This is a genomic window from Blastomonas natatoria (assembly GCF_003201955.1).
GTDB lineage: Bacteria > Pseudomonadota > Alphaproteobacteria > Sphingomonadales > Sphingomonadaceae > Blastomonas > Blastomonas natatoria.
The window spans coordinates 207432-231044 of sequence record NZ_QJJM01000005.1; the positions used below are offsets into that span (position 1 = coordinate 207432).

Genomic DNA, 23613 nt, shown 5'->3' on the forward strand with positions numbered 1-23613 from the left:
AGGCCATCAACCCGCTTGGCCATCCTATGTTGCATATGCGAACGGAAAAAGACACTCGCGCCAGACGGGGCGACGCTCAGCTGTCGAGCAGCTCTGCCACGGTCTCGCTCGGGCGGCACAACCTGACGCCCCCGGGGCCGACCACGATCGGACGGTTGATCAGGATCGGATGCGCCATCATCGCCTCGATGATCTGCGCATCGGTCACGCCTTCGGCATCGAGGCCGAGGTCCTTGACCAGAGGCTCCTTGGCACGAAGCAGGCCGCGCGCGCCTTGCCCTGCCCGCGCGATCAGGCTTTCCAGCGTCTCGCGCGACGGCGGGGTCTTCAGATATTCGATGACCTGCGGCTCATGCCCAGCCTCGCGCAGCGCCGCGAGGACGTTGCGGGAGGTGCCGCATCTGGGGTTGTGATAGATTGTGAAGGCCATGACGCGCGTCCGATCAGAACGGCACGTCGTCGTTCAGATCGTCGTCGAAGCCGCCGCCGCCCCAGCCGCTCGATGAACCGCCATCGTTGAGGCCGCGCGAGCCGCCCGAACCGCCACCCGACGAACCGCCGCGCGAGCCGCCGCCGAAATCGCCGCCGCCGCCCATGCCGCCGCCACCGCCGCCGCGACCCTGCGCGCTGTCGAGCATGGTCAGCACCGCGCCGGGGCCCTGCAGCACCACTTCGGTGGTGTAGCGGTCATTGCCCTGCTGGTCCTGCCACTTGCGGGTGCGCAGCTGGCCTTCGACATAGATCTTGCTGCCCTTGCGCAGATAGCGCTCGGCGACACCGGCGAGGCCGTCACCGAACACCGCGACGGTGTGCCAGTCGGTGCGCTCCTGCTTCTCGCCGCTGTTGCGGTCCTTCCACGTCTCGGTCGTGGCGAGCCGCAGATTGGCGACCTTGCCGCCATTGGCGAAGCTGCGGACCTCGGGATCGGCCCCCAGATTGCCGATCAGGATGACCTTGTTGACGCTGCCCGACATATGCTTTCCTCAGGATAATGATGCTGTGATGGAGAGAACGCGCGATGCACCGCGCGGTCCGTTGGCCCGTTTATAGACCGAATGCGGTCGCGGTCCAGAAGGTAATCCCCGCCGCAATCCAGGCGAGGCCGAACAGGTATCCGACCATGAACATCGGCCATTTCCAGCCATTGGTCTCGCGCCGCGTGACCGCGATGGTCGAGATGCATTGCGGCGCGAACACGAACCAGGCAAGAAAGGCGAGTGCGGTCGGCAGCGACCAGCGCCCGGCGAGCCGTTCGCCCAGCGCCTGTGCCTGTTCGTCCTCGTCGGTCGCATCGATCGCGTAGGTCGTGGCGAGCGCCGACACCGCGACCTCGCGCGCCGCCATCGCGGGGATCAGAGCGAGCGCGATGTCGCGCGAAAAGCCGATTGGCGCGACGATCGGCTCGATCACGCCTGCGATGCGCCCGGCGGCGGAATATTCGGACTGGCTCATGCTGCTGCCCGCAGGCACCTGCGGATAGCTGAGCAGCAGCCACAGGCCGATGGTGACGGCAAAGATGATCGTGCCCGCGCGGCGCAGGAACAGCCAGGCGCGCTGCCACAGGCCGAGCGCGAGATCGGCGATGCGCGGCATCTGGTATTTGGGCATTTCCATCAGGAAGCCGCTCGCGCCGCCCTTGGCGACGGTCGAGCGCAGCACCAGCGCCACCACCATTGCGCCGATGATGCCGAAGACATAAAGGCCGAACAGCACCAGCCCCTGCAGCCCGATGCCGGGACCGACCGCAATCTCGGGAATGAACGCGGCGATGATCACGGTGTATACCGGCAGCCGCGCAGAGCAGGTCATCAGCGGCGCGATCAGGATTGTCGTCAACCGGTCCTTCTCGTCCGAGATGCTGCGCGTCGCCATGATGCCGGGAATGGCGCAGGCAAAGCTGGAAAGCAGCGGAATGAACGAGCGGCCCGAAAGCCCGACGCTCGCCATCAGCCGGTCCATGATGAAGGCAGCGCGCGCCATGTAGCCGGTCGCCTCCATCATCAGGATGAAGAAGAACAGGATGACGATCTGCGGCAGGAAGACGACGACCGAGCCGACGCCTGCGATCACGCCATCGACCACCAAAGAGCGGAAAAAGCCTTCCGGTATCGTCGCGGTGGCGAGCTCGGCGAGCGCGGCGGCACCTGCCTCGAGCGCATCGGCGAACGGCGTCGCCCAGCTGAACACCGCCTGGAAGATGACGAAGAGCAGCGCGAACAGGACCAGCGGTCCGGCAAAGGGGTGGAGCAGCAGGCTGTCGGCGCGATCTGTCCAGCGGCGGCTTTGCGTCTGGCTGACGATCGCGGCTGTCGCGATATGTTCTGCGCGCCTGCGCCGCGCGCGCATATCGGGCTCACCCAAAGGCGCGTGCGGCACCTGCTTGGCGAGGATCACCGCATCGAGCGCTCCCGCCAACTCGGTCAGGCCCCGGCGTCGCACCGCGACGGTGGGGATCACAGGAACGCCGAGGTCCGCCGCCAGCCGCGTCGCATCGAGCGTAAGACCATCGCGTTCGGCAAGATCGACCATGTTGAGCGCGATCACGGTCGGCAGGCCCAGCGCGAGCAGTTCGAGCGCGAAGACCAGATGCTGGTCGAGATTGGCCGAATCGAGCACGATCACCAGTGCATCGGGCTGGCGCTCGCCCGCCTGGCGGCCCATCACCACGTCGCGGGTCACCGCCTCGTCGGGGCTGGTCGGGTCGAGACTGTAGCTGCCCGGCAGGTCGATCAGCTCGGCAGGGCGTCCGTCGGCAAAGGCGAACCGGCCCGATTTGCGCTCGACGGTGACGCCGGGATAGTTGGCGATCTTCTGCCGCGCGCCTGTCAGCGCGTTGAACAGCGCGCTCTTGCCGGCATTGGGGTTGCCGACCAGCGCGATCAGTGGCTGGTGGCGGGTCATGCCGCAGTTTCCGGCGCGCGCAGCGTGATCGCGCGGGCGTGGACGCGGCGGATCGCCACGGTCATCCGCCCGATATCGAGCGCGATGGGATCGCGCCCGAAAAAGATGCCGCGCTGGCGGATCGAGACCATCGCGCCCTCGTCCACGCCGAGCGCGCGCAGGCGCTTGCCCTCGTCCGGAGGCAGAATGCTCCAGTCGATCGCGGCAATCTCCGCGCGCTGGCCGGTGGGAAGCTGGTCAAGAAGCATGGTTTTGCGAACCGCTATCAATATCCGCTCGCACGCGCCAGCGATTTCTTGCGATAATGTCCCGTGTGTGCGTGCTTGGCGGTTTCCCGCCGCTCGGCTAGGCCTTGGAGCATGGGAAGCAGCGACACGCAGCCGGATGCAATCATCATAGGGGGCGGGCATAACGGCCTGACCTCAGCCTTCTATCTGGCGCGAGCAGGAATGAAGGTGCGCGTGCTGGAGGCGCGGCCTGTCGTCGGCGGGGCGGCGGTGACGCAAGAATTCCACCCCGGTTTCCGCAATTCTGTAGCAAGCTATACCGTCAGCCTGCTCCAGCCGCGCGTCATCGCGGACATGGGGCTGGTGCAGCGCGGCTATCGGGTGATCGAAAGACCGGTATCGAACTTCCTTCCGCTGCCGAATGGCGATTATCTGATCCTGGGGGGCGGGCTCGAACGCACGCAGGCCGAGTTCGCGCGCTTCTCGAAACGCGATGCCGAGGCGCTGCCCGCCTATTACGCGATGCTCGACCGGGTCGCCGATGTGCTGCGCGATCTTGCGCTCAGGCCCCCGCCCAATATCGGCAGCGGTATCGCCGGTCTTGTCGAGGCGCTCACGACCGGGCGGCTGCTCTCCCGCCTGTCGCGTGAGGTGCAGCGCGATATGCTGGAGCTGTTCACCAAGTCCGCGCGCGAGTTCCTGGCCCAATGGTTCGAAAGCGCGCCCGTCCAGGCCGCCTTCGGCTTCGACGCGGTAGTCGGCAATTATGCCAGCCCCGACACGCCCGGCTCGGCCTATGTGCTGCTCCACCATGTCTTTGGGGAGGTGAACGGCAACAAGGGCAGCTGGGGACATGTTCTCGGCGGGATGGGCAGCATCACCCGGATGATGGCCGAGGCGTGCGAGGAGCAGGGGGTCGATATCCGGCTGAACAGCCCGGTCGAGCAGGTGCTGGTCGAGGGTGGTCGCGCGGTCGGCGTGCGGCTGGCGAGCGGCGAGGCGATGCGAGCGGCGCGGATCGTCGCCAATGTGGGACCCAAGCTGCTCTACGGACGGCTGATCGACGAGACCGCGCTGCCGGAGGATTTTGCACGGCGGATGCGCGGCTATGTCGCGGGGTCGGGCAGCTTTCGCATGAATGTTGCGCTGGGTCGCCTGCCCGATTTCACCTGTCTGCCAGGAGACGGCGAGCATCTGCGCGCCGGCATCGTGATCGCACCCAGCCTCGATTACATGGACCGCGCGTTCACCGACGCGAAACTGCATGGCTGGTCGCGCGAACCGATCGTCGAGATGCTGATTCCTAGCCAAGTCGATGACAGCCTTGCTCCTGCCGGACACCATGTCGCCAGCCTGTTCTGCCAGCAGTTCGACCCGGCTCTGGAATGGACCGACGCGCAGGAAGCGGCGGCGGCGAACACGATCATCGAGACCGTGGAGGCGCATGCCCCCGGTTTCCGCGCCTCGATCCTGGGGCGGCAGGTGCTCAGCCCCAAGGGGCTGGAGCGCACGTTCGGACTGGTCGGCGGCGACATCTTCCACGGGCGGATGAGCCTCGACCAGCTCTGGGCGGCGCGGCCGATCTTGGGCCATGCCGATTATCGCGGGCCATTGAAGGGCTTGTACATGTGCGGATCGGGCACGCATCCGGGCGGCGGCGTGACCGGTGCGCCGGGGCACAATGCCGCGCGCGCGATCCTGACCGATCGGCGCTGGCGGCGGACATGAAAAAACCCCCGCGAGCCTGGCTCGCGGGGGCTGTTTTCTGGTCCGAAGGCCCGAAAGATCAGGCCTTCTTGGCAGCGGCCTTCTTCGCCGGAGCCTTCTTGGCGGGCTTTTCGGCAGCTTCAGCGGTTTCGGCCGGAGCCTCTTCCTTCTTCGCTGCTGCCTTCTTGGCCGGCGCCTTCTTGGCGGGCTTGGCTTCTTCCGCTGCCTCAACCGGAGCAGCCTCGGCTTCCGCGTCCTTCTTCACCGCGGCCTTTTTCGGCGCGGCCTTCTTGGCCTTGGGCTTTTCGTCATGGCCATGGTCGTGACCGCAATCGGGACCGTGGACATGGCCGTCCTCGTCCGCCTCGATCGCAGCTTCCAGCTCTTCACGGGTCACGGCGCGGTCGGTGATCGTCGCTTTGTCGAACAGGAAGTCGACGACCTTGTCCTCATAGAGCGGCGCGCGCAGCTGGGCGGCGGCCATCGGCGTCTGGCGGATATATTCCGCGAAGCGCTGACGGTCTTCCTGGCGATACTGCTGCGCGGCCTGCGCGATCAGCATGTTCATTTCCTGCTGCGACACTTCGACGCCATTGGCCTGGCCGATTTCCGACAGCAACAGGCCGAGGCGCACGCGGCGCACGGCGATCGCGTGATATTCGTCGCGGTCCTTTTCCATCTCGGCGCGGGCGGCCTCGACATCGGCTTCCTGTGCGGCTTCCTGCTCGAGCTGCGCCCAGATCTGGTTGAACTCGGCTTCGACCATCGAGGGGGGAACCTCGAAGTCATGATTGGCAGCCAGCTGGTCGAGCAGGCGGCGCTTCATGTGCGTGCGGGTGAGGCCGTTCAGTTCCTGCTCCAGCTGGCCCTTGATCAGGCCGGTCAGCTGCTCGAGGCTTTCGAGGCCCAGCGACTTGGCGAAATCGTCGTCCAGCCTGGTTTCGCCGGGCTTCTTCACTTCGCCGACGACGATGTCGAACGTCGCGGCCTTGCCGGCGAGATCGGCAGCGCCGTAGTTTTCGGGGAAGGTCACATTGATCACGGCTTCGTCATTGGCCTTCAGGCCGACAAGCTGATCCTCGAAACCGGGGATGAGCTGGCCCGAACCGATGACGACGGCCATGCCTTCGCCCTTGCCGCCTTCGAAGGGAACGCCATCGACCTTGCCTTCGAAGTCGATGACGACCTGATCGCCTTCCTTGGCCTTGTAGCTCTTGGGCGCGGTGTCATAGCTCTTCTGGCCGTCGGCGATGCGCTGCAGCGCTTCGGTCACGGCTTCCTCCGCAGGCTCGACCGTCAGGCGCTCGAGCGTGATCGAATCGATCGACGGCGTGGGAACCTGCGGCAGCACTTCGAGCGAGACCTTGACCTCGGCATCCTTGCCGGCGGCATAATCCTCGTTGAGGTCGACCGAAGGCTGGATGGCGGGGCGAAGGTTGTTGTCGCGGATCGCCTTGTCGACGCTTTCCTGGATGGTGGCGTTGAGCGCATCGGCATGAATCGATTCGCCGTGCATCTTGCGAATCAGGTTGGCGGGCACCTTGCCGGGGCGGAAACCGGGCATGCGCACCTGCGGCGCGATCTTCTTCACCTCCGCATCGACCCGGGCGTCCAGATCCTTGGCGGGGATGGTGATGGTATAGGCCCGCTTCAGGCCCTCGTTCAGCGTCTCGACAATCTGCATCGGCTTAAACTCTTGTCTTTCCATAATAAGAAAGGGCAATCCCGCCCTTTCCCGGCCATCCATGCGATGGTGCGGGCGAAGGGACTTGAACCCCCACATCTTGCGATACCAGAACCTAAATCTGGCGCGTCTACCAGTTTCGCCACGCCCGCGTCGCGGTAATCAAGCGTGCGCGTCTAAAGAAGGTTGCCGCAAAGGGCAAGGGGGCGCATCCAGCAGCCGTCCCGGCATGCAACCAGCCGTCCGGCAGGGCGTAAGGGGCTCGAAAGGAACGATAGCATGGCCACCCGTCCCGACGATCCGGAAATCCCCGCCCCCGACCGCATCGAGCCGCAGAGCCCGCCCGAGCTGCCGGTGACCCCGACCCCGATGGAAGACCCGGTCCAGCAGCCTCCCGAAATAGATCCTGTCAGCCCTGATATCATCGAGCCCGATCGCGGGCCGGATGAAATGCCAGTCTGATCTGATCCCTACCGGCCCGAGGGAGCTTCGGTTTCTTCGGGCAGGACTACGAACGACCAGGCCTTGTCCCCGCGCAGGTATTTGGCGGCGAGCGCCTGCATCCGTTCCGGCGTCGTCTCTGTGTAATCCGGCAGGATCGTCCGCACCGCTGCAATCTTGCGCGGGTCACGCGTGGCGCCCTGCAACTGGTTGAGCCAGAAATTGTTGCCAGTGCTGGCGCGCGAGACCAGCTGGCGCAGCGGCTCGGTAGCCCTGGCCAGTTCGTCGGCATCGACCGGCCTGGCGGCGAGGTCGGCGGCGATGCTGTTGGCGATCTCGAAGAACTTGGCCACATTTTCCGGCGCCAGCTGGCCGATGACCCCCACATAGCCGCTCTTGTCGAACGCGATCGGCCAGTTGTTCAGGACCTGCGGCGCATAGCTGGCCCCTGCCTGCGCGCGGAGCTGATCGAACAGGCGGCTGTTGAAGATGGCGGTCAGGATCTCGAGCTGACGGCTTTCCTGCACGTTTTCCAGCCCGCCACCGGTCGGCCAGCCGATAAAGGCGGCTGCCTGGTCGGGCGCGCCTTCATGCCGGACCACCAGCGGCGTGCTGTTGGGTGCGGGGAAGCTGACCGTGTCAGGGCCCGCAACCACCGGCGCCGGCTGGCGCGGCGGCAGGGCACCAAAGGTCCTTTGCAGCGCGGCAATCGCTTCGGCCTTGTCGAAATCGCCGAACAGCAGCACCTCGACCGGCCCCTGTTGCAGCAGCGGTTCCCAGGTCGCGCGGAATGCTTCGGGCGTCAGTTGTGCGGCTTCGTCCGGCCCCGGGACCTTCCAGCGCGGATCGCGGTTGCGGGTCAGGTAATTGAGATCGCGCTCGAGTACCGTTTGCGGGGACATGCCGAAGCTGCGATAGGCCAGTTCCGTCCCGGCCCTGGCGCGGCGCACCGGGTTCGCATCCCAGCGCGGCGCGGCCAGCTTGGTCGCGAACAGCTTGAGCTGATCCTCCAGATCGGAGCGGCGGGTATCGGCGGAAAAGGCGAAGGCGTCATTTTCCACTTCGAAGCCGAAGCCGATCCGGCGCCCGTTTGTCAGCCTGTCGAGCCCCTCCTGACCGATCTCGCCGATTCCGCTCGCCACCAGCGCCGACTGTCCGGACCAGACCAGCGAGGGCTTGTCTGCAGGAAAGGCCTGATAGCCGTTGCCGAAGCGGACCTTGACCATGATCTTCGATACTTCGGCGTCGTTGGGGTAGAGAATGGCCTTCACCCCGTTGGAAAGCTCGATCATCTCGATGCCGAGCAACCTGAGATCGGTGGTTGCGGTGACGGTGCCGGGCGCACCCAGCTTGGGCAGGTCATCGAAGGTGACATTGGCAGCGGCAAGGCGCGCGCTGGCATCTGCACTGACATCGCGGGTGAGCGCGGCGGCGAGGAGCTGCTCACCATTTTCCACCGGCTTGGGTGCCACCAGAATCGCGCGGGTGGTGACGCCCGTGAACTGACGCCTCGTCGATTCGAGCAGCCTTTCGGGCGTATACTGGTCCTTCATCGCGCGGAACACGTCGAGCGCGGTCTGCGGTGAGGCCACCGCCTCTCGAATATCGACCGCACCGACAATGTCATCGGCCTGTTTCGCCCCCGCCTCGGTCTCCGCGCTTTCGACGCGGACGGCCAGCGCGGCATCGAATTCCGCCATCTCACGCGCGATTTCCTCAGGGGTGGGCGGGGTGGTGGTGGCATCGGCGAGCACGCCGCGTACGTCGGCCAGCGCCGCCTGCCAGTCGTCGCCAATCGGCACGATCGAGATGAAGGTGCCATCGACCGAGCGGCTGACATCCTCCTGGTTGACCTGCGCCTGCAGGAAGCTGCCACCTCCGCGCGCGCGCCCCTCCAGCCTGCGGTTGATCAGCTGGGTTGCGACCAGATCGATCAGCAGCTGCTGGTTGTATTCGATCGTGTCGTTGACCGGTTTCCAGGGCCGCAGGATCGCCATGCTGACAAGATAGGGAAAGCCGGGCTCGACGATCGTCCGCGCGATGGGCTGGGTGGCATCGGGCTCGCCGAAGCCGGGATAGGGGGCCTGTTTGCCGCTCACCTTCCAGTCGCCATAATAGGTCCGGATCAGCTGTTCGAGCGTCGCCGGGTCGACATCGCCCGCAATCGAGATCACGGTATTTTCCGGACGGTACCAGCGCTGATGAAAGGCGCGCACGGCTTGCGAGGTTGCCGCATTCAGCGTCTCTGGCTTGCCGATGGGGGACCGCTCGGCCAGCTTCTGCCCGGCGAAGAACAGGTTGCGGGTCGCATCGCCGACGCGCACCTGCGCGCCCGATCGTTCGCGCAATTCGGCCATCACCACCGGCACCTCGGCCTTGACCGCATCGGCGGTCAGCCCGGGCTCGCGGATCATGCCCGAAAGGATCTTCATGCTCTCGTCGAGCCCTGCCGGGGTCGCGGCAGGCAGGTCGAGCTTGTAGACCGTATGGGTTGGTGTGGTCTCGGCATTGCTGTCGCTGCCGAAGCTCGCGCCCAGCCGCTGCCAGATGCGGATCGCCTCGCCATCTGGCACATATTTCGATCCCCGGAAGGTCAGATGCTCGAGCAGGTGGGCATAGCCCTGCTCCGCATCGGTCTCCATCATCGAACCGGCATCGATGCGCACGCGGATCGACACCTGGCCGGGCGGCACGCCGTTGCGCCGCACCGCATAGCGCACGCCATTGCTCAGCTCGCCAAAGGTCCAGCCCTTGTCGACCGGCACGTTGCTTCCCCGGTACAGCCAGGGGGTCTTTTCGCCCGGCTCGAGATTGGGGGGGCGCAGCGGCTTGCCGTTGGCGTCCTTGCCGCTGGCCACCGGCTCGCCGGGAAGATTGGCGAGCAGCGGCGGAGAGAGTATCAGCGAAAATGCCGCCAGAGCAGCGGCCACGGGCGCACAGCGCATCAGGGGAAAGGTCATGCGCGAATCTATAGGCAGCCGCATGATGAAGGGCCAGTGAATATGCGGACCTGATCGCGGGCCGACCGCCATAGACAAAAACGGCCTTGCGCCGGGCCAAGGCCTGCACCAGATACGGCCCATGCTGATAGAGACCGAAACCACGCCAAACCCCGCCACGCTCAAGTTCCTGCCCGGTCGTACGGTCATGGAAATGGGCACGCGCGACTTTGCCTCGCCCGAAGAGGCCGAAGCCTCGCCGCTGGCCGAGGCGATCTTCAGCCTGGGCGATGTGACAGGCGTGTTCTTCGGGCACAATTTCATCTCGGTGACTTCGGGGCCCGGCGCCGACTGGTCGGTGCTGAAGGCTGATGTGCTCTCGGTCCTGCTCGACCATTTCTCGGCAGACATGCCGCTGTTCCGAGCCGCGACCGCAGCCGGCATCGCCGTTCCGCCCGAAGACGCCGATTGGCCCAGCAATCCGGAAGACGCCGATATCGTCGCGCAGATCAAGGAACTGATCGAGACGCGGGTGCGCCCTGCAGTGGCCAATGATGGCGGCGACATCGTCTATCGCGGTTTCGACAAGGGCGTGGTCTATCTGCAGATGCAGGGCGCGTGCTCGGGCTGCCCCTCGTCGAGCGCGACACTCAAGCACGGCATCGAATCGTTGCTCAAGCATTATGTGCCCGAAGTTACCGAAGTCCGTGCCGCCTGACGGCTCCTCCTCCCCCGACCCAGAAAGCTCCCCCATGTCCGCACCGCTCGACGATGCCGCGCTCGATCAGCTGTTCCGCACCGCACGCACCTATAATGGCTATACCGATCAGCCGGTCAGCACCGAGCAGTTGCATGCGATCTGGGACCTGATGAAGATGGGGCCGACGTCGGCCAACATGCTGCCTTCGCGAATGGTATGGTGCGTGTCCGACGAGGCCAAGCAGAAGCTCGCCGCCTGCTGCATGGAGGCGAATGCCAAGAAGATCCTGGCCGCACCGGTCAGCGTCGTGATCGGCATGGACCTGGAATTTCACGAGCTGCTGCCCGAGCTCTTCCCCCACACCGATGCGCGCAGCTGGTTCACCGGCGACGACAAGGCCGAGTTCCGCCGCATCTCGGCACTGCGCAACTCCTCGCTCCAGGGCGCCTATTTCATCCTCGCTGCGCGCGCGCTCGGTCTCGATACCGGCCCGATGTCGGGCTTCGACAATGCCGCCGTCGACAAGGCCTTCTTTGCCGATCAGCCGAACGTGAAGTCCAACTTCATCTCGACGCTGGGCCATGGCGATCCGTCGACCATTTTCGGTCGCAGCCCGCGTCCCGGTTTTGACCGGTTCAATACAATCCGCTAGCGGCTTCGGGTATGCCGCCCGAACCCCATAAGCTGCTGGTCATCGACACGGCAACCGAAGCCTGTTCCGTTGCCCTTTTTGCCGGTGACGAACTGCTGGCCAGCGAACATGCGGTCATGGGGCGCGGTCATGCCGAACGCCTTGTGCCGATGATTGCCACCCTGCCGCAACGCGGCCGCGCCGACGCGATCCTGGTCAATTGCGGGCCGGGCAGCTTCACCGGCGTGCGTGTCGGCCTTGCGGCGGCGCGCGCTCTGGCGCTCGCCTGGAATGTCCCGGTGAGCGGCTATGCCACGCACAGCCTGGTGGCCGCCACTGCGCTGGCCTCCCATCCGGATGCCGACGCTGTCGATGTGGTGATGACGGGCGGTCACGGCGAATATTTCGTCCAGAGCTTCGGACGGGAGGGCGCGGCGCTCGGCCCGCTTGCCTCGCTGCTGCCCGATGCGGCACATGCAGTGTGCGGGCACGAGCTCGTGGCCGGAAGCATGGCCGAGACGCTTGTCGCAGCGCGCGGCTTCGGAACTGCGGTGGCGCTGCTGCCCGATGCGCGCCAGGCCCTGTTGCTGACCGAGGCGGCCCGGAGCCTTCCCGCCGATCCGATCTATGGCCGGGGTGCCGATGCCAAGCCCATGGCCATGCAAGCGCCACGGTGATCGAGATGGAGTCCCCGCCGCCCCGAACGTCGAGTGCGCCAGCCTTCCAGCTGATCGACGGACTTGCGGCGGAAGACGCGCTTGGTCCGATCATGCAGGTCATGCAGCAGGCCTTTGACCCGCGATACGGCGAGGCCTGGAACCACAGCCAGACCCGATCGATGCTGGCGCTGCCGCTGACCCACGTACTGCTTCTGGAAACGATTGCTAGCGAGTTGGAGGAAAGCGGCGAACCGGTGGGCTTTGCCATGACGCGCCGTGTCGCCGACGAGGAAGAATTGCTGCTGATCGCGGTCGCCCCAAAATGGCGTCAATTTGGCGCGGCAACGATCTTGCTGGGTCAGGTTCTAGAGAATGCGCGAGAAGCCGGCGTGTCGCAGCTTCATCTTGAAATGCGGTCCAATAATCCCGCGATTCGTCTTTATTCAAAATTTGGCTTCCAGCCTATCGGTTTACGTAAAGATTACTACATAGGGACAGATAGTTGCCGATATGATGCCTTGACCATGGCTATGGCACTGGGTTAAATACAGTAATCGAATAGCTCCCAAAATGTTAGTATATGCTACCCGTTTTTTCCGAGGTGCTTAAGAGCGTTGACGTGGGTCAATCGGTCTTGCATATCGCCTCTGCCAGACCAATTGGCGGAATTAGCGGTCGCAATTCACAAAAAGAAACAGGATGATGGACCATGGCAGATACAGAAATCGACATGCATGAAACGCTGATTACGCTTACAGCCGATATTGTTGCGGCTCATGTCAGCAACAACAGCGTGGCCGTTTCGGATATTCCCGGACTTATCGAGAACGTACATCGCGCGCTGAACGGTCTTACCCCCGGCGAGACAGCAGAAGAGCCCGAGCTTCCCGAACCGGCAGTATCGATCCGCGCATCGGTGAAGCCCGATTATATCGTCTGCCTGGAAGACGGAAAGAAGCTCAAGATGCTCAAGCGGCATCTGATGACGCATTACAACATGACGCCCGAAGAATATCGCACGCGCTGGAGCCTGCCGGCGGATTACCCGATGGTTGCGCCCAATTATGCCGCCACGCGTCGCGAACTCGCCAAGAAGATCGGCCTGGGCCGCAAGCCGGGCAAGCGCACGGCGAAATAACCTGGCCGCAACCGGCCGTGCTTGCGTCACGGGCGGTTGCAATTGCGGCGTTGCGCGATAAGTTGAGCGACAGGCGCAGGAACTGGGTTTCCGGCGCCGGTCCGTCTTCGCATGACGTCGTGCGACGAGCCGGACTAGAACCAGCAAAGGCATTCAAAGGGGCAGCATGCGCCAGAAAATCGACCTGGAGGCGCTGTGCGCCGATCGCGGCCTCAGGATCACCGATCAGCGGCGTGTGATCGCGCGCGTGCTGTCCGAAGCCGATGACCATCCCGATGTCGAACGGTTGCACGAGCGCGCCTCGGCCATCGACCCGCGCATCTCGATCGCCACGGTGTATCGGACGGTGCGTCTGTTCGAAGAGGCCGGCATTCTCGATCGGCACGATTTCGGCGATGGCCGGGCGCGGTATGAAGCCGCCCCGGAAGCGCATCACGATCATCTGATTGATGTCGAGACCGGCAAGGTGCTCGAATTCGTCGATCCGGAACTCGAAGCGCTGCAGAAGCTGATCGCCGAGCGCCTCGGCTATCGGCTGGTCGATCATCGCATGGAATTGTACGGCGTCGCGCTCGACCGCAAGGATTGAGCCCGCGCATGAGCGAGGCCGAAGCTGCGCCGGTCGCCCCGAAGCCCGCACCGCTCTATCCCGATACGCCAGACATGGCGCATCTGCACTGGCGCGATCCGGGGCTGATCGGGCGCGTGCGCCTGTCCCTGCGCGTTCTGGCGATCGTGCTGATGCTGATCGTCTGCGTCCCGCTCTATTATGTCTGGCGCACGCTTCGGTTGTCCAATCCCTGGCCCAAGCTGTTCCTGCGCGGCGTCGGGCGCGCTTGCGGAGCCAAGGTCCGCGTGGTCGGCACGCCGCTCAAGCGGGACGTCTTCTATATCTCCAATCATCTGAGCTGGCTCGATATTCCTGTCATCGCGGGGCGCAATGGCAGTGCATTTGTCGCGCAGGACGGGATCAAGAGCTGGCCGGTGATCGGCTGGCTGTGCAAGCTCAACGACACGGTCTTCGTCTCGCGCACCAACCGGCTGGGCATTGCCGGGCAGATCAACGAACTGCGCGATGCGCTGGCCGAGACCTGGGCGATCACCATCTTCCCCGAAGGCACCACGACCGATGGCAGCACGCTGCTGCCGTTCAAGTCGCCGCTGCTGCAGGTGCTCGATCCTCCGCCGCCCGAAGTGCTGGTCCAGCCCATGTATCTCGATTACGGGGCCAACGCGCATGACATCGCCTGGGTCGGGGAAGAGACGGCACCCAACAATGCGCTGAGGCTGTTCACGCGGCGGGGCAGCTTCTGGGTGACGCTGCATTTTCTCGAACCGTTCAGCCCCGCCGATTTTCCCGGCCGCAAGGCGATTGCAGCCGAGGCGCGGGCGCGCATCGATGCGGCGCTTTGTGCTTCCTTGGGCCGCGAACCGGCTGTATAGCCTGACGCATTCATGACCGACACTTTCGATACATCCTCCGTCTCCGCGCCTGAAACGCCAGCAGACGCGCCCCGCCGCTATTTCGTCACCTCGTTCGGCTGCCAGATGAACGTCTATGACGGCGAGCGCATGGGCGAGATGCTGGCGGCGCAAGGCATGGCGCAGGCGGAAACGCGCGACGAGGCGGATCTCGTCATCCTCAACACCTGCCATATCCGCGAAAAGGCGGTCGCACGCGTTTATTCGGATATCGGTCGCCTGCGCCGCGAGGACGGATCCAAGCCGATGATCGCGGTCGCAGGCTGCGTCGCGCAGGCCGAGGGCGAGGAAATTGCCCGGCGTGCAAGAAGCGTCGATATCGTCGTCGGCCCGCAAGCCTATCACCGGTTGCCGCAGCTGATCGAGCAGGCGCGCAAGGGCGAAACCGCCATCGACACCGACATGCCGGCGGCCACCAAGTTCGGCCTGTTGCCTGGCCGTGCGCGCCAGCAGCGGCCTTCGGCCTTCCTCACCGTGCAGGAAGGCTGCGACAAGTTCTGCACCTATTGCGTGGTGCCCTATACGCGCGGCGCCGAAATCAGCCGTCCCTATGCCGATCTGGTGGCAGAGGCGCGCGCGCTGGTCGATGCAGGGGTGAAGGAAATCACGCTGCTCGGCCAGAACGTCAACGCCTGGACGGGCGAGGACGACCGGGGACGGGCCAAGGGGCTCGAAGGGCTGATCGAGGCATTGGCGGACATGGCCGGGCTTGAGCGCATCCGCTACACGACCAGCCATCCCAATGACATGACCGATGCGCTGATCGCCGCGCATCACGACATCCCCAAGCTGATGCCCTATCTGCACCTGCCCGTACAGGCCGGAAGCGACCGCATCCTCAAGGCCATGAACCGCAGCCACACGGCGGCGAGCTATCTGAAGCTGATCGACAAGGTGCGCGCCGCCCGGCCCGATATCGCCATGTCGGGCGATTTCATCGTCGGCTTTCCCGGCGAGACCGAGGCGGATTTCCAGGCGACGCTCGATATCGTGCGCGCCACCGATTACGCCCAGGCCTATAGCTTCAAATATTCGTCGCGCCCGGGCACGCCCGCTGCCGATATGGAGGATCAGATCAGCGCCGAAATCATGGACGAGCGTCTGCAGCGTCTGCAGGACCTGCTCAATGCCCAGCAGCATGCCTTCAATCTGGCGACGGTGGGCAAGCGGATGCAGGTGCTGCTCGAGCGGACCGGGCGCAAGCCGGGCCAGCTGGTCGGCAAGTCGCCATGGTTGCAATCGGTGCATGTGACGCAGGAAGGCGCCAGTATCGGCGACATGATCGAGGTAGAGATCGTCTCTGCCGGGCCGAACAGCCTTGCTGGCGAACCGCTCGCGCTGGTGACGGCCTGATGGCGCGCAAGCAGGGGCCGGGTGGCGGTCGCGGCAGCGATTCGACCAAGTTTCGCGGCAAGCGCGATCCGCAGTCGACCCAGCTTTCGCCGGTCTATGGCAGCGACTTTCCGTTCAACCGGCCAGAACCCGCCAACAAGGCGCGGATCGGGGTCGAGTTTGACGAGCCGACGCTGCTTGGCCCGCTGTTTGGCCAGTTCGACAAGAATCTGGTAGCGATCGAGAACCGGCTGGGCGTCTATATCCAGGCGCGGGGCAACCGAATCCAGATCGAGGGCGAGGCCGAAGCTGCGGCGCGGGCGCGCGATGTGCTGGTCGGCCTGCACAAGCGGATCGAGCAGGGGCTGGATATCGACGAGGGCGCGGTCGACGCGCTGATCACCATGTCGGCCGAACCGACGCTGGAGGGCATTGTCCGCTCCGAGGTGGCCGACCCGCCCGGCATCATGATCCGCACGCGCAAGAAGACCATCGTGCCGCGGTCGGCCACGCAAACCGAGTATATGCGATCGCTGGTGCGCGATGACGTGATCTTCGCGCTGGGCCCGGCGGGCACAGGCAAGACCTATCTCGCGGTGGCACAGGCGGTGAGCCAGCTGATTACCGGCACGGTCAACCGGCTGATCCTCTCGCGCCCGGCGGTCGAGGCAGGCGAGCGGCTGGGCTTTCTGCCCGGCGACATGAAGGAGAAGGTCGATCCCTATCTCCGCCCGCTCTACGATGCGCTCTACGACACGCTGCCCGCCGAGCAGGTCGAGCGCCGGATCGCCAGCGGCGAGATCGAGATTGCGCCGCTCGCCTTCATGCGCGGCCGCACGCTGGCGGACAGTTTCATCATCCTCGACGAGGCGCAGAACACCACGCCTGCACAGATGAAGATGTTCCTCACCCGCTTTGGCATGAACAGCCGGATGGTCATCTGCGGCGACCCCAAACAGGTCGACCTGCCCGGCGGGGTCGGTGCGTCGGGCCTCGCGGATGCGGTCGGACGGCTGGAAGGCGTGCAGGGCATCGGCACCGTGCGCTTCACGGCGGCGGACGTGGTGCGCCATCCGATCGTCGGGCGCATCGTCGAGGCCTATGAGGGCAAGGATGCGTGAGGCGTACCTCGGCTGCTTTCTATCCGTCACCCCCGCGCAGGCGGGGGTCCCGCTTCTTACGCTTGATTGAAAGAATAGCGGGATTCCCGCTCTCGCGGGAATGACGAAGGGATCGGGATAGCCCCATGATCGAGACCGAAACCTCTGTCGACCCTATCTGGCCCGGCGATACCGACTGGGAAGGGCTGGCCGCGCGCGCTGTCTCGGCCGCTCTCGCGGTCAGCGCGCAAGGGTCGCTGGCGCAGGCCCGGTTCACCGTCTCGATCAGCGTGCATTTCGGCAGCGACGATGAAATCCAGGCACTCAACCGCGATTACCGGGACAAGGACAAGCCGACCAACGTCCTGTCCTTCCCGATGATCGATCCCGATGATTTTGCGGCGCTTGCCAATACCGATGACGGTGAAGTGCTGCTCGGCGACATCATGCTCGCCTTCGAAACCTGCGCGCGCGAGGCGGAGGAAAAGGGCATTGCGCTCCTCGCCCATGCGACCCATCTGGTCGCGCACGGCATGCTGCACCTGCTGGGGCATGACCATATCGAGGAGGCCGATGCCGGGATCATGGAGGCGCTGGAAGTGAAAGCGCTTGCCAATCTGGGCATCGACAATCCATATTGATTTGGCCATATTGAACTGGCCATATTAAGCAGGCGTAATTGCATGCTGCCTTCCCAGTACAACCAAGAGCGGGGTTAAGAAACAGCCAGTCATGGCAGACGGAGACAGTAACGGCGGGGGGAAATCCGCCGCACAGGACGAAGGTTCGGGGCGAATATGGCGGGGCTTGAAGGCCCTGCTGTTCGGAGAACATCATGATCAGTCGCTCCGTGCCCAGCTCGAAGAGGCCATTGACGAGCATGAGGAGGATGACGATGCCGACAGTGCATCGTCGCGCGGCGACCTGTCCCGCATAGAGCGGGAGATGCTGCGCAACCTGCTGCATTTCAGCGAGCATGATGTCGATGATGTCGCGGTGCCGCGCAGCGACATCATCGCGATCGACAAGGATGCGAGTTTCGACGCCCTGGTGGAAATCTTCGCGGAACACGGCCATAGCCGGGTGCCGGTCTATGAGGGCTCGCTCGATCACATCGTCGGCATGGTCCATATCAAGGACGTCTTCCCGATCATCGCCGCCAACGGACCGCGGCCGACAAGCTGGGACAATCTGATCCGCCAGCCGCGCTTCGTGCCGGAAACCATGGGGGTGCTCGACCTGCTGGCCGAAATGCGCCAGACGCGCACGCACCTTGCCATTGTCATCGACGAATATTCGGGCACCGAAGGGCTGGTGACGATCGAGGATCTGGTCGAGGAGATTGTCGGCGATATCGAGGACGAGCATGACGACGAGCCCGAAACGCTGGTGACCCCGGGCGAGAACGGCGCGTGGGAAGCCGATGCCCGTGCCGAGCTCGACGATGTTGCCAAGCTGGTCGATCCGGCGCTGGGCGAGATCGACGACGAGGTCGATACTCTGGGGGGGCTCGCCTTCATGCTGGCGGGCGAGGTGCCGGCTCCGGGCCGCATGCTCGAACATCAGAGCGGCTGGCGGCTGGAAATCGTCGATGGCGACGAACGCCGCGTCACCCGCATCCGCCTGCTGCCGCCACCGCAACCGGTCGAGGCAGAGGTCTGATCGTTCCATTGGCCCGCAAATGCTGGCTTTTGGATCAAACCGGGCCTAAGGCGAGCCGATCATGGACATTTCCGATCTCCGCATTGCGCTGTTCAGCGGCAACTACAACTACGTCCGCGACGGTGCGAACCAGGCGCTCAACCGGCTGGTCGGCTGGCTGCTGGAAAATGGCGCGCGGGTGCGCGTCTATTCGCCGACGACGAAGACGCCTGCGTTCGAACCGGCGGGCGATCTGGTCAGCCTGCCCTCGCTGCCGATACCCGGACGCAGCGAATATCGCGTGACGACAATCCTGCCGCCCCGGATCAAGAAGGACCTGAACCGGTTTGCGCCCAATATCGTGCACGTTTCCAGCCCCGACAGCGCCGGGCACAGCGCCGTGCGCTGGGCACAGCGGCACAAGGTCCCGGTGCTGGGATCGGTGCACACGCGTTTCGAGACCTATCCGCGCTATTACAACATGGCGTTTCTTGAGCCGGTGCTGGAGGCGATCCTGCGCCGCCTGTACCGCAAGTGCGACGCAATCGTTGCGCCATCCGATTCGATGGCCCAGGTGCTGCGCGAACAGCGGATGAGCTATGATGTCGGCATCTGGTCGCGCGGCGTCGACAAGCACATCTTCAATCCGGACATGCGCGACATGGACTGGCGCCGGTCGCTCGGGCTTCAGGACGACGTGCCGGTGATCGGCTTTCTCGGCCGGCTGGTGATGGAAAAGGGGCTCGACGTCTTTTCCGACACGATCGACCGGCTGGTGCGCCGCCAGGTGCCGCATCAGGTGCTGGTGGTGGGCGAAGGGCCCGCGCGCAGCTGGTTCGAATCGCGGCTGCCCAGGGCGGTGTTCGCAGGCTTTCAGGGTGGCACGGATCTGGGCCGTGCGGTCGCCAGCATGGACCTGTTCTTCAATCCTTCGATCACCGAAACCTTCGGCAATGTCACGCTCGAGGCCATGGCCAGCGGCGTGCCGGTGGTCGCTGCGCGTGCAACCGGCAGCGAGAGCCTGGTCGAGCACAATGTCACCGGCCAGCTCGTCCGCCCCGGCGCGACCGTGGAGTTCGCCGATGCGCTGCAGGCCTATTGCGGCAATCCGGAGCTTCGCCTTGCCCATGGTCAGGCGGGCCTCAAGCGCAGCGAGAAATACAGCTGGGATCGGATCAACCGGGGGCTGGCGGAGACCTATATCCGTCTGATCCGCCAGCGTCAGGCGGGTAGTGGCGGCGTGCCCTATCGCGCCATCCGCTAAGAAACGGTCCCCGGACGCACCGGGGACCGCATTCGCGATCAGACTGTTTCGAGCGCCTGTTCGAAATCGGCGATCAGATCGTCGGGATCCTCCACGCCGATCGAGATGCGTACCAGATTGTCGGTAATGCCGAGCGCCGCCTTGCGCGCATCGGGGACGGAAAGGTGCGTCATTGCCGCCGGATGGCTCGCCAGCGTCTCGGTGCCGCCCAGGCTCACCGCCAGCTTCGCGAGGCGAAGCGAATCGAGAAACCGGAAGCTCTCCGCCTCACCACCCTTGATGAACAGCGAGAAGGTCGATCCCGCTCCCGAACAATGGCGGTCGAAAATGTCCTGCTGGCGGGCATCCTGGATCATGCCGAGATAACCCAGCCCCTCGACCTTGGGATGCTGCGCCAGGAATGCGCAGACCTTGGCCGCATTCTCGCCCGCGCGGGTCATGCGCAGCTCGACCGTCTCCAACGAGCGCATCAGCATCCAGGCGGTATTGGGATCGCAGATCGTGCCGATGGTGTTCCTGAGCGCGCGCACCGGATCCATCCAGCGCTTCGCGCCCGACAGGCCGCCTGCCACCAGATCGCTGTGCCCTCCGACATATTTGGTGAGGCTGTAGACCACGATGTCCGCGCCATGGTGCAGCGGCTGCTGCCACAAGGGCCCGAGGAACGTGTTGTCGATCGCGATCGGCGTCGGGATCTGGGCCTCGCCCAGCACCGCATCGCGCGATGCCGCCACCGCTTCGATATCGACCAGCGCATTGGTCGGGTTGGCGGGGCTTTCGAGATAGATCATCGCGACGCGGCCGCCCTGCTTCGCCGCCATGTCCTTCGCCTGTTCGAGCACCGCATCGATTTCCTCGCGGGTCGCGCCGGCGGGGAAGTCGAGATAGGTGATGCCGAAGCGCGAGAGGATGCGCGCGATCATCGTCTCGGTCGCCGCATAAAGCGGGCCGGAATGCACGATCACGTCACTGTTGCTGCAATAGGCGAGCAGCAGGGTGGCGATCGCGGACATGCCGCTCGAAAAGACAAGCGCGTCCTCGGCATCGTCCCAGATGCTCAGCCGGTCTTCCAGAATTTCCTGATTGGGGCCGTTGAAGCGCGAATAGACCAGGCCCTCCGCGCCGCCGGGGCGCTTGCCGGTCAGCCCTTCGAAATGGCGCTTGCCCGCCGCTGCATTCTCGAACGCGAAGGTGCTTGTAAGAAAGATCGGCGCCTTCAGCGAGCCTTCGGACAGCACGGGGTCGAAGCCATGGCCCATCATCAGCGTCGAGGGCTTGAGCTTGCGACCGCCGAGCTTGCCCACTTCGGGCTTGGGCTTGCGGCGCGGCGTGGGGGTGGCGATCGGCTTGATCGGGGTGTCGGTCATGAATGGGTTCCTGCGGTCTGGGCGGAGCTTTTCCCCGTCCCTTGTCATGCCCGCAACTATGCCCGAGCGCTCAACTGATTACAAAGGAAACCAACCAGATCGTGCCGACCATCAGGGGAACGCCCGCAAGATCTAGCCAGAACCCGGCCTTGAGCTGGCGCGGCAGCGCTATGTTGCCGCTGGCCCAGGCGATGGCATTGGGTCCTGTGCCCGAGGGCAGCATGAAGCCCCAGCTCGCCGCCATCGCCACCGGCATCGCCAGCAGCACAGGATCGACGCCCAGGGTGACGATCAGGCTGGCGACGACGGGCATCACCCCGCTCGCCGTGGCGACATTGCTGGCAAATTCGGTCACCAGAACGACCAGCCCGGTCAGCGCCAGCGCGATGACGATCAGCGGCACGCCTGCCAGCGGTTCGAGCGCGCTGCCGATCCAGCGATCCAGCCCGGATTCGCCTATCCCCGCAGCCAGTGCCAGCCCGCCGCCGAACAGCATGATGACATCCCAGGGCGCGCGGTTCGCCTCCTTCCACACCAGCATCGGCCGGCCGGTGCCATCGGGAAGGATGAACAGCGCGATGCCCGCGATGACCGCAATGCTGCCATCAGTCAGCGCACCGGCCGGCAGCATATCGCTGAGCCAGGGCTGGACGATCCACGCGAGCACGACGAGAACGATCACCGGGACCAGACGCCTTTCGGGAACGCTCCAGTCGGCCTGGCGCGCGATCGCGGTGCGTGCTGCATCGACATCGAAAGGATTTGCGGAGAGCTTCTGCACGCGGGCTAGGATGAACGCGGCGATCGGGACCGAGAGGATGACGATCGGCATGCCATAGGCCGCCCATTCGGCAAAGCCGATCTGCAGCCCGGTGGTCTTTTCGAGCAGTCCGGCGGCAATCGCATTGGTAGGCGATCCGACCAAGGTGCCCAGTCCGCCGATCGAAGCGGCGAAGGCGATGCCCATCATCAGCGCGCCCGGCAGGCCCTCGCTCTCCCCCTCCTCCACCCCGCCCGCGACCAGCACTGCGCTCGCAATCGGCACCATGATCAGCGTGGTCGAGGTGTTGGAGATGAGCAGCGACAGCGTCGCGGTGGCGATCATGAAGGCGAACAGCAGGTGCGCCGAGGTGTTGCCCGACCGGTTGACGATGGCAAGCGCGAGCCGTTTGTGCAGCCCCACCCGCTCGATCGCCAGCGCCAGGAATGCTCCGCCCAGGATCAGGAAGAGGATGGGTGAATAATATTCGGCGGCGATGTCGTTGGCGCTCATCACCCCGGTCAGCGGCAGCACGATGAACGGCAGCAGCGCGGTGACGGTCAGCGGCACGGCCTGGGTCATCCACCACGCCGCCATCCAGAAGACCAGGCCCGCCGTGCTCCAGGCGGCCGCGTCCATGCCTGCAGGCGCGGGCAGGATGAGCGTCAGCGCGAATCCGATGATGCCGGTGACAAGCCCCCAGATATTGGTCAACGCACCGTCATCCCCGCAAGCCGATCGCCCCCATCTGGCGTCCGTAATCGGGCTCGCCGCGATGGGTGGCGCGGCGGAAGCTGTAATAGCCCTGCTCGTCCGAATAGGTATCGACCCCGCTCATGTGCACCGTACCGATGCCGCAGGCGGCAAGCCGTGCCGCGATATAGCCCTCAAGGTCGAACTGGTAATGGTCGCTGCGGCCTTCGCGGAAAAAGCGTTCATTTTCCGGATCGGCCTCGCAGAATCGGCGCAGGAAGCCTGGATCGACCTCATAGCTTTTCTGCTGGATGCATGGGCCGATCGCCGCAACGATGGCCTCGCGATGCGCGCCCATGCGCTCCATCGCGGCCACTGTCGCCTCGCCAACACCGGCAAACGCGCCCTTCCAGCCCGAATGCGCCGCACCGATGATCTGCGCGTGCGTGTCGGCAAACAGGATCGGCGGGCAGTCGGCGCCCAGCACGCCGAGCAGAATACCCGGCCGGTCGGTGACCATCGCGTCCGCTTTCGGCCGTTCGTCGACCCCGATCGCGGCATTGACCCGCACCACATCGGCGCTGTGCACCTGGTGCAGCGTCACCAGCGTCGAACCGGGCAGGATCGCCTCGGCCGCGCGCCGCCGGTTCTCCTGCACCGCTTGCGGGTCATCATCCGATCCCAGCCCGACATTGAGCCCAGCGACAAGCCCGGTCGAAACCCCGCCACGCCGACCGGTAAAGCCATGCGCTATTGCACCGAGAGCAGGCGAGGTGAGGAGGGGGACGCTCATGGCGCTGTTGTCCTGAATACCTGTCTCGTCACCCCCGCGAACGCGGGGGTCCCGCTTATGGCATGAGTTGGCGATAACAAGCGGGATTCCCGCTTTCGCGGGAATGACGACCGAGTTTGCTGAGACAATTGTCCCATTGCGTGGTGACGGTTCG

Annotated in this window: 23 protein-coding genes and 1 tRNA gene; 14 read left to right on the forward strand and 10 right to left on the reverse strand. The window is 64.9% G+C overall.

Going from position 1 to position 23613, the window contains the following annotated elements; all coding sequences use genetic code 11:
* Positions 1–76: 76 nt before the first annotated feature.
* From arsC to C7451_RS08175, 4 genes are all read right to left on the reverse strand, one after another.
* Positions 77–430: an arsenate reductase (glutaredoxin) gene (gene arsC / locus C7451_RS08160; RefSeq protein WP_110298463.1), complete on the reverse strand. Its 354-nt coding sequence runs from the start codon at positions 428–430 to the stop codon at positions 77–79.
* 13 nt (positions 431–443) lie between these two features.
* Positions 444–974, reverse strand: coding sequence for a single-stranded DNA-binding protein (ssb, locus tag C7451_RS08165; RefSeq protein WP_110298464.1), 531 nt, complete (start codon positions 972–974; stop codon positions 444–446).
* A 70-nt stretch (positions 975–1044) separates the two neighbouring features.
* Complete coding sequence (feoB, locus tag C7451_RS08170; protein WP_110298465.1) at positions 1045–2901, reverse strand: ferrous iron transporter B; 1857 nt, start codon at positions 2899–2901, stop codon at positions 1045–1047.
* The gene (locus tag C7451_RS08175) at positions 2898–3149 is read right to left on the reverse strand and encodes a FeoA family protein (protein ID WP_110298466.1); all 252 of its coding nucleotides are present in this window, start codon (positions 3147–3149) and stop codon (positions 2898–2900) included. The genes feoB and C7451_RS08175 overlap by 4 nt, the downstream gene beginning before the upstream one ends.
* A 111-nt stretch (positions 3150–3260) precedes the next feature.
* On the opposite strand from C7451_RS08175, the gene C7451_RS08180 reads away from it, so the two are divergent.
* The gene (locus C7451_RS08180; RefSeq protein ID WP_110298467.1) at positions 3261–4856 is read left to right on the forward strand and encodes a phytoene desaturase family protein; all 1596 of its coding nucleotides are present in this window, start codon (positions 3261–3263) and stop codon (positions 4854–4856) included.
* A gap of 58 nt (positions 4857–4914) precedes the next feature.
* On the opposite strand, the gene tig is transcribed toward C7451_RS08180, so the two are convergent.
* Together tig and C7451_RS08190 are read right to left on the reverse strand one after the other, a co-directional pair.
* The gene (gene tig / locus C7451_RS08185; protein ID WP_110298468.1) at positions 4915–6519 is read right to left on the reverse strand and encodes a trigger factor; all 1605 of its coding nucleotides are present in this window, start codon (positions 6517–6519) and stop codon (positions 4915–4917) included.
* Between the two features lie 67 nt (positions 6520–6586).
* Positions 6587–6671, reverse strand: a tRNA-Leu gene (locus C7451_RS08190).
* Positions 6672–6798: 127 nt separating this feature from the next.
* Here C7451_RS08190 and C7451_RS08195 point away from each other — a divergent pair.
* The gene (locus tag C7451_RS08195) at positions 6799–6981 is read left to right on the forward strand and encodes a hypothetical protein (protein ID WP_110298469.1); all 183 of its coding nucleotides are present in this window, start codon (positions 6799–6801) and stop codon (positions 6979–6981) included.
* 8 nt (positions 6982–6989) lie between these two features.
* Here the strand turns inward: C7451_RS08195 and C7451_RS08200 are convergent, their stop codons facing one another.
* On the reverse strand, positions 6990–9920 hold the full coding sequence (locus C7451_RS08200; protein WP_110298540.1) for a M16 family metallopeptidase: 2931 nt from the start codon (positions 9918–9920) through the stop codon (positions 6990–6992).
* A gap of 121 nt (positions 9921–10041) precedes the next feature.
* On the opposite strand from C7451_RS08200, the gene C7451_RS08205 reads away from it, so the two are divergent.
* The 12 genes from C7451_RS08205 to C7451_RS08260 all read left to right on the forward strand — a co-directional run bounded on the left by C7451_RS08205 (position 10042) and on the right by C7451_RS08260 (position 19846).
* A complete protein-coding gene (locus tag C7451_RS08205) occupies positions 10042–10617 on the forward strand; it encodes a NifU family protein (protein WP_110298470.1) in 576 nt (191 codons plus the stop codon).
* A gap of 34 nt (positions 10618–10651) precedes the next feature.
* Positions 10652–11251 carry a malonic semialdehyde reductase gene (locus C7451_RS08210; RefSeq protein ID WP_110298471.1) on the forward strand — a complete coding sequence of 200 codons (600 nt, stop codon included), beginning with the start codon at positions 10652–10654 and terminating at the stop codon, positions 11249–11251.
* An 11-nt stretch (positions 11252–11262) separates the two neighbouring features.
* Positions 11263–11907 (forward strand): tRNA (adenosine(37)-N6)-threonylcarbamoyltransferase complex dimerization subunit type 1 TsaB, encoded by a 645-nt coding sequence (gene tsaB, locus C7451_RS08215; RefSeq protein WP_110298472.1) that lies wholly within the window; start codon positions 11263–11265, stop codon positions 11905–11907.
* A gap of 5 nt (positions 11908–11912) precedes the next feature.
* Positions 11913–12434, forward strand: a complete 522-nt coding sequence (locus C7451_RS08220; protein ID WP_110298541.1) for a GNAT family N-acetyltransferase — start codon at positions 11913–11915, stop codon at positions 12432–12434.
* A gap of 164 nt (positions 12435–12598) precedes the next feature.
* Positions 12599–13027 (forward strand): Ros/MucR family transcriptional regulator, encoded by a 429-nt coding sequence (locus C7451_RS08225; RefSeq protein ID WP_110298473.1) that lies wholly within the window; start codon positions 12599–12601, stop codon positions 13025–13027.
* A 166-nt stretch (positions 13028–13193) separates the two neighbouring features.
* Positions 13194–13616 (forward strand): Fur family transcriptional regulator, encoded by a 423-nt coding sequence (locus tag C7451_RS08230; protein WP_060977413.1) that lies wholly within the window; start codon positions 13194–13196, stop codon positions 13614–13616.
* Positions 13617–13624: 8 nt separating this feature from the next.
* Positions 13625–14470 (forward strand): lysophospholipid acyltransferase family protein, encoded by an 846-nt coding sequence (locus tag C7451_RS08235; protein WP_110298474.1) that lies wholly within the window; start codon positions 13625–13627, stop codon positions 14468–14470.
* A 12-nt stretch (positions 14471–14482) separates the two neighbouring features.
* Positions 14483–15862: a tRNA (N6-isopentenyl adenosine(37)-C2)-methylthiotransferase MiaB gene (miaB, locus tag C7451_RS08240; RefSeq protein WP_110298475.1), complete on the forward strand. Its 1380-nt coding sequence runs from the start codon at positions 14483–14485 to the stop codon at positions 15860–15862.
* The gene (locus tag C7451_RS08245; RefSeq protein ID WP_244181738.1) at positions 15862–16962 is read left to right on the forward strand and encodes a PhoH family protein; all 1101 of its coding nucleotides are present in this window, start codon (positions 15862–15864) and stop codon (positions 16960–16962) included. The genes miaB and C7451_RS08245 overlap by 1 nt, the downstream gene beginning before the upstream one ends.
* A 125-nt stretch (positions 16963–17087) precedes the next feature.
* A complete protein-coding gene (gene ybeY / locus C7451_RS08250; protein ID WP_110298476.1) occupies positions 17088–17582 on the forward strand; it encodes an rRNA maturation RNase YbeY in 495 nt (164 codons plus the stop codon).
* 91 nt (positions 17583–17673) lie between these two features.
* Positions 17674–18603, forward strand: a complete 930-nt coding sequence (locus tag C7451_RS08255; RefSeq protein WP_110298477.1) for a hemolysin family protein — start codon at positions 17674–17676, stop codon at positions 18601–18603.
* 61 nt (positions 18604–18664) lie between these two features.
* Entirely contained in the window at positions 18665–19846 is a 1182-nt protein-coding gene (locus tag C7451_RS08260) for a glycosyltransferase family 4 protein (protein WP_110298478.1), read from the forward strand.
* Between the two features lie 38 nt (positions 19847–19884).
* Here C7451_RS08260 and C7451_RS08265 read toward each other — a convergent pair whose 3' ends face one another.
* The 3 genes from C7451_RS08265 to pgeF form a co-directional block, all read right to left on the reverse strand.
* Positions 19885–21213: a cystathionine gamma-synthase family protein gene (locus C7451_RS08265; RefSeq protein WP_110298479.1), complete on the reverse strand. Its 1329-nt coding sequence runs from the start codon at positions 21211–21213 to the stop codon at positions 19885–19887.
* Positions 21214–21283: 70 nt separating this feature from the next.
* Positions 21284–22687, reverse strand: coding sequence for an SLC13 family permease (locus C7451_RS08270; RefSeq protein ID WP_110298480.1), 1404 nt, complete (start codon positions 22685–22687; stop codon positions 21284–21286).
* A gap of 7 nt (positions 22688–22694) precedes the next feature.
* Positions 22695–23459 carry a peptidoglycan editing factor PgeF gene (gene pgeF, locus C7451_RS08275; RefSeq protein ID WP_110298481.1) on the reverse strand — a complete coding sequence of 255 codons (765 nt, stop codon included), beginning with the start codon at positions 23457–23459 and terminating at the stop codon, positions 22695–22697.
* Between the last annotated feature and the right edge of the window lie 154 nt (positions 23460–23613).